The organism is Microvirga massiliensis, from assembly GCF_001006805.1.
Classification (GTDB): domain Bacteria; phylum Pseudomonadota; class Alphaproteobacteria; order Rhizobiales; family Beijerinckiaceae; genus Microvirga; species Microvirga massiliensis.
Genome location: NZ_LN811360.1, coordinates 73,419 through 77,787 on the forward strand (window position 1 = coordinate 73,419; position 4,369 = coordinate 77,787).

Sequence of the window (4,369 nt, forward strand, 5' to 3'; positions counted from 1 at the left end):
GGAGGGCCGCGCCGCGATCTATGGCGTGCGGCCGGAGCACTTCGCCCTGGGGAACGGCGGGATCCCCGCGACGGTCGTCGTGGTCGAGCCCACCGGCTCGGAGACGCAGGTCGTGGCGCGCCTCGGCGACCAGGAGGTCATCTGCGTGTTCCGGGAGCGGATCACCGCCCGGCCGGGCGAGACGATCCACGTCGCCCCCGACCCGCGCCTCGTCCACCTCTTCGACGAAAAATCCGGGCGGCGGCTGCAGTGAATCTCAGCAGGGGCAACCTTGATGAGGATGGGCCTCGTACCTTTGAGGGCACTGCACCCGGTGACAGCATTTTGTGAGGCGCCAGCAATTCCGAAAGCGGCGCTGGTCGAACTCCTAAAGGCACTCGGCTGCTTTGCGACTGGTGTTGCTATCGTGACAACCCGAGCCCGCAGTGGTCGCCAAGTGGGCCTAACCGTAAATTCGTTCAATTCCCTATCGCTCGATCCGCCGCTGGTATTGTGGAGTCTTAGATCATCAAGTCCCAACCGAGGCGTTTTCCTGGAGATCCCGTATTTCGCGATCGACGTGCTCGCCGCGGCTCAGGAGGATCTGTCGCGACGCTTTGCTGATTCGAGCCAGGCAAACAAGTTCGACGGACTGCCGACTGAATCAGGACTGCGAGGAGTGCCCTCATTCCAGGCTGCCTGGCACGCCTTGAATGCGTTGTCGAGACTGTTCATACCGTCGGCGATCATGATCTCTTTATTGGTCGGGTTGAGCGCGTTGACCGCTGTGCTGAGGACCGCAATCCCCTAATCTATTGCCGCGGTGCTTACATCCAAGCGGCCCGAGCGATTGCCTAAAACCGTTTCCTTCGAGCGAATTTTCCCTGACCTTTCCACTGTTGACGAGCGGTAGACACCAGGTGGCCTACGGGCATGGCCTGCCCTGGGCCGGCCTGTTGAGCGTCACGGGTTTCGTTATGACGGCATATATGCACCGCTTGGCACGGCTCCAAAACCCGATCCTTCTGCGCGTCGACGCGCGTCTGGCTCATGAAGGGCTCGGCCCTTGCTGGAGGCTAAGAATTCGCGAGCGTAGCCGGCAATTGCATTGCTTCGGACCCAGCAGACATCTGCACCTTCATCCACGGTTCTGCACGAGCAGCGCCATGCGAATGACCTCGGAAAGACTCTTTGCTTTCAGCTTGTTCATTACATTGGCACGATAGATCTCCACCGTGCGGGGGCTGATCTCCAGATCGTGCGCGATCACTTTGTTGGCCTTGCCCTCGACCAGTCCCTGAAAGACCTGGCTCTCGCGCTCGGACAGCGCTTCTATGAGCGCCTTCACCGCGCGAACTTCTTCGCTCTCGACGGGTCTATCCTGTGACGCGCGGATGGCCGATCGAACCACCTCCAGGAAGCGATCATCACTGAACGGCTTTTCCAGAAAATCGACCGCACCGGCTTTCATCACGTGGACGGCCAGCGGCACGTCGATGACACGGTGGATGACAGCTTCCCGGCAAGCGATCCGCCCGCCTGGACGACATCAGCCTCGAAGAGTGTCGCCGCGGAATGCGAGCCCGACGACCTGAAGGACGCTCCCATCCCACCCGGCGAGGGCCTCGAGACAGAAGCCGGGGACGCCGCTCGGTCCAGGGCGGATCACGTCACCGGACCCGCTCGCGACCTCTACAGGCGCGGCCAGTCGTACATGGAGCAGGGCCGGCGGCACTGGCCCGAGGCCGAGCGCTACTACCGGCAGGGCACTGAGGCCATGCGGAGGCCCGTACAGGAGCATCCGCTCGCCACCATGATTGCCGTCGGGGCTCTGGGCTGTGCCCTGGGCTGGCTGATTGGCCGCCAGACAACTGGTCCTGCCCAGACACGGCAATGGCATCCTGGATCCAACCGGCGCCCGCAGGAGCCCCAGAACTGGCGCCCGGCACCCCGGAGACACGGTGGCACACAGCGCTTCGAGGCGCACGACGAGGCCGAGGCAGCGAGCCACACGAGCAACAGCTTCTGATCGGACAGGGGACGTCGCTCGGGATAACTTACCGATGAGGGGAGGGGACCTAAATCACGGGTTCTGGCTTCCTCGTAGCAACCACGAGCACGTCCCCGGCCGTGACCTCCGGCTCACCTTCGATTAGATCGCCAAGGTTCTGCTTGATCCAGGCCATCGCTTGCTGCTGAGCCTGCTCGGCAGCTTCCCGGTTCTCGAAAAGGCTGACCGACGCGCCGACATTGTTCCCGGCATTGATGACGTAGTAGGACATGAATCCCGGCACCAAGCGCATCATGGGCACGAGTGCCGCCTCGGCACGGCGCCCGGCCTCCTCGACGTCGCGCATGCTGTTGAATTTGCGGATGACGGCGTACATCGGGTCCTCCTCTGTGAGAATGCCCCGGAGCCGGGTTCATCATAGCACGGATGGCATTGCCGCAATGCCCCAACTGCTCTCGCGTCGCGCATGAGGATACGGGAACTCTATGCTTCGCCCTCCAGGAGGATTAGCCGTACAGCTGCCTGACAATCGCGACGGCTGCCGTAACATTGTTGCTATACGGTTAATATTTCGTGACTTCGGCTGAGCTGAGAGATTTTGAATGGAAGGCGCCCTGTCTGAAGGGTCAACTCCGCCGCACCTCCCAAGCGAGGTATGCAATCGCCGCACCCACGCTGATCAGTTGAATCCCGAGCAGGAGACCGATCAGCCACACCGCCGCCACCGGGAGGCTGGTCCACAAAATCAGCGAAAGAAGAATCCCGACGAGCCCGCTCCCCAAGACCCAGCCCCAGTTTGGGAATGGTCGGATCGTAAGCGCGAAAACAACCTTCGAGATGCCCTCGATCATGAAGAAGACAATCAGAAGGAGGGTAATGGTCAGCAGCCCCTGCTCAGGGTCTCGCAGGAACAAAAAGCCGATCAGCACAGCGAGGATGACGGAGATGAGCTGCAGCCAGAAATGAGGCACATGTCGCGTGCCGACCAAGCTGAGGCCTTGCAGAACACCGCTGATGATCAGCAGCCACCCGAGCAGGACGATGACCGCTACCGACGAAATCACAGGATAGATCACCGCCAGGATCCCGGCCGCCATCAGCAGCACACCTTCGATCAGATACCATAGCGAGTATCGCTTGACGGTCTCCCGCATTGCTTCGCGAAAGACCTCCGCGGCGGCATCCAACGACATGGTCATGGCTTCCTTCCTCCAGTTCTGGTCGGTGGCAACCGTTCCCATTCGCCTGACAGGTAACGATGGGCGGCAAGCAGTGTGAGCCTTTCCGACACATTCGCTTTCACCTGTTTACCACAAACTTGACCGGAGCGCCGGCTGCCATACTTGCGACGCCATTGAAGGAAGGTGACTTCTCTCGCGCCGCAGCGGAGTTCGACGAAGCGCTGCGCCTCAATCCTGATAATGCCGCCATCGTGGCGGCCTTTGGAGCGGTGGCCGGCACGCTTGGCCAGCCGGAGCGCGGAGCGCAAGCTGTTGACCGGGCGATCCGGCTAAACCCAAACTTCGGCATTGGAGCCGCCAATCGGTTCCGAAGCGCCTACTTCGCGGTCGGTCGATATGAGGATGCATTGCGGATGGTGGAGCGGCAGCCTGCGGACAGTCGCACTCTGGGGAGATGGTTGCAGCGTGCTTCGAGCTATGCCGCTCTGGGACGTCTGGAGGAAGCCCGGGTCGCAGTCGCGGACACGATGGCCCGTCATCCAAGCCTGACCATCCAAGGCTGGCTCAGCCGATCGGACTTCAGCGGTGCGGAGAAGACCAAATTCGGGAGCTTATGCGCAAGGCGGGGTTCCCCGTCTGCGCTCGTCCTGAAGAACTGGCCAGGTACGCCAAGCCCTTCCGCCTGCCAGAGTGTACGCAGTGAAGTCCGCTCGAATGGAGCTTGATGAGATGCATCGCATCGTCGGTTTTAACAGAGCGCCTTCCGCGAATTACGCCAGCAAAGGCATAACATTGGCGCGCGGTGGTCAAGCATCAGCTTCGCCTGCTGGACCATCTTGGAAATCGGGTGCTCGTCCGATCAGGTAAGATAACGTGCAACTCGACAGCATGCGAAAGTGGCTTTGTCCGGTGCCAGGCGTGGCGAATGGCGTGATCAACCTGCCACAGCCTCTCCATATTGGTCATCCTGCCACTGGCTGGGGTTACGCGTCCGGTAAGGGCCGCGCGACCAAAATGGTGGTCGATGGGGAGGGTTTACGCAGCGGTCACTCGAGCCGGCAGGCCGTCTCGTTTCAAGGGTTACAGCTTTGAGGTCGATGATGGCGGCTAGCGTTGACAATCGCAGCTTTGCCTTGGTTGTGTGATAAGTTCTTGTCTCGCCGGCGCGCAGCTGAGGTCCGATCATGTCCCGCGAGGG

At 61.2% G+C, this 4,369-nt stretch carries 5 protein-coding genes and 1 pseudogene; 3 read left to right on the forward strand and 3 right to left on the reverse strand.

The annotated features are described in order from the left end of the window. On the forward strand, positions 1-253 hold a 253-nt coding region (locus BN1233_RS28325; protein ID WP_048710037.1), incomplete at its 5' end, for a TOBE domain-containing protein. A 27-nt stretch (positions 254-280) separates the two neighbouring features. Further along, positions 281-837 (forward strand): annotated as a pseudogene (locus BN1233_RS51240) (flavin reductase family protein). Between the two features lie 280 nt (positions 838-1,117). Here the strand turns inward: BN1233_RS51240 and BN1233_RS28335 are convergent. Further along, positions 1,118-1,471, reverse strand: coding sequence for a LuxR C-terminal-related transcriptional regulator (locus BN1233_RS28335; protein WP_052763963.1), 354 nt, complete (start codon positions 1,469-1,471; stop codon positions 1,118-1,120). A 12-nt stretch (positions 1,472-1,483) separates the two neighbouring features. On the opposite strand from BN1233_RS28335, the gene BN1233_RS28340 reads away from it, so the two are divergent. Beyond that, entirely contained in the window at positions 1,484-2,008 is a 525-nt protein-coding gene (locus BN1233_RS28340; protein ID WP_147707610.1) for a hypothetical protein, read from the forward strand. A gap of 49 nt (positions 2,009-2,057) precedes the next feature. Here the strand turns inward: BN1233_RS28340 and BN1233_RS28345 are convergent, their stop codons facing one another. Continuing rightward, entirely contained in the window at positions 2,058-2,366 is a 309-nt protein-coding gene (locus BN1233_RS28345) for a hypothetical protein (protein ID WP_046867014.1), read from the reverse strand. A 250-nt stretch (positions 2,367-2,616) separates the two neighbouring features. Next, positions 2,617-3,189, reverse strand: a complete 573-nt coding sequence (locus BN1233_RS28350; protein WP_046867015.1) for an HdeD family acid-resistance protein — start codon at positions 3,187-3,189, stop codon at positions 2,617-2,619. Positions 3,190-4,369: the final 1,180 nt, after the last annotated feature.

Excerpts from the sequence above, each read along its gene's own strand:
- BN1233_RS28350 (WP_046867015.1), bottom strand. The coding sequence starts at position 3,189 with ATGACCATGTCGTTGGATGCCGCCGCGGAGGTCTTTCGCGAAGCAATG.
- BN1233_RS28345 (WP_046867014.1), bottom strand. The coding sequence starts at position 2,366 with ATGTACGCCGTCATCCGCAAATTCAACAGCATGCGCGACGTCGAGGAG.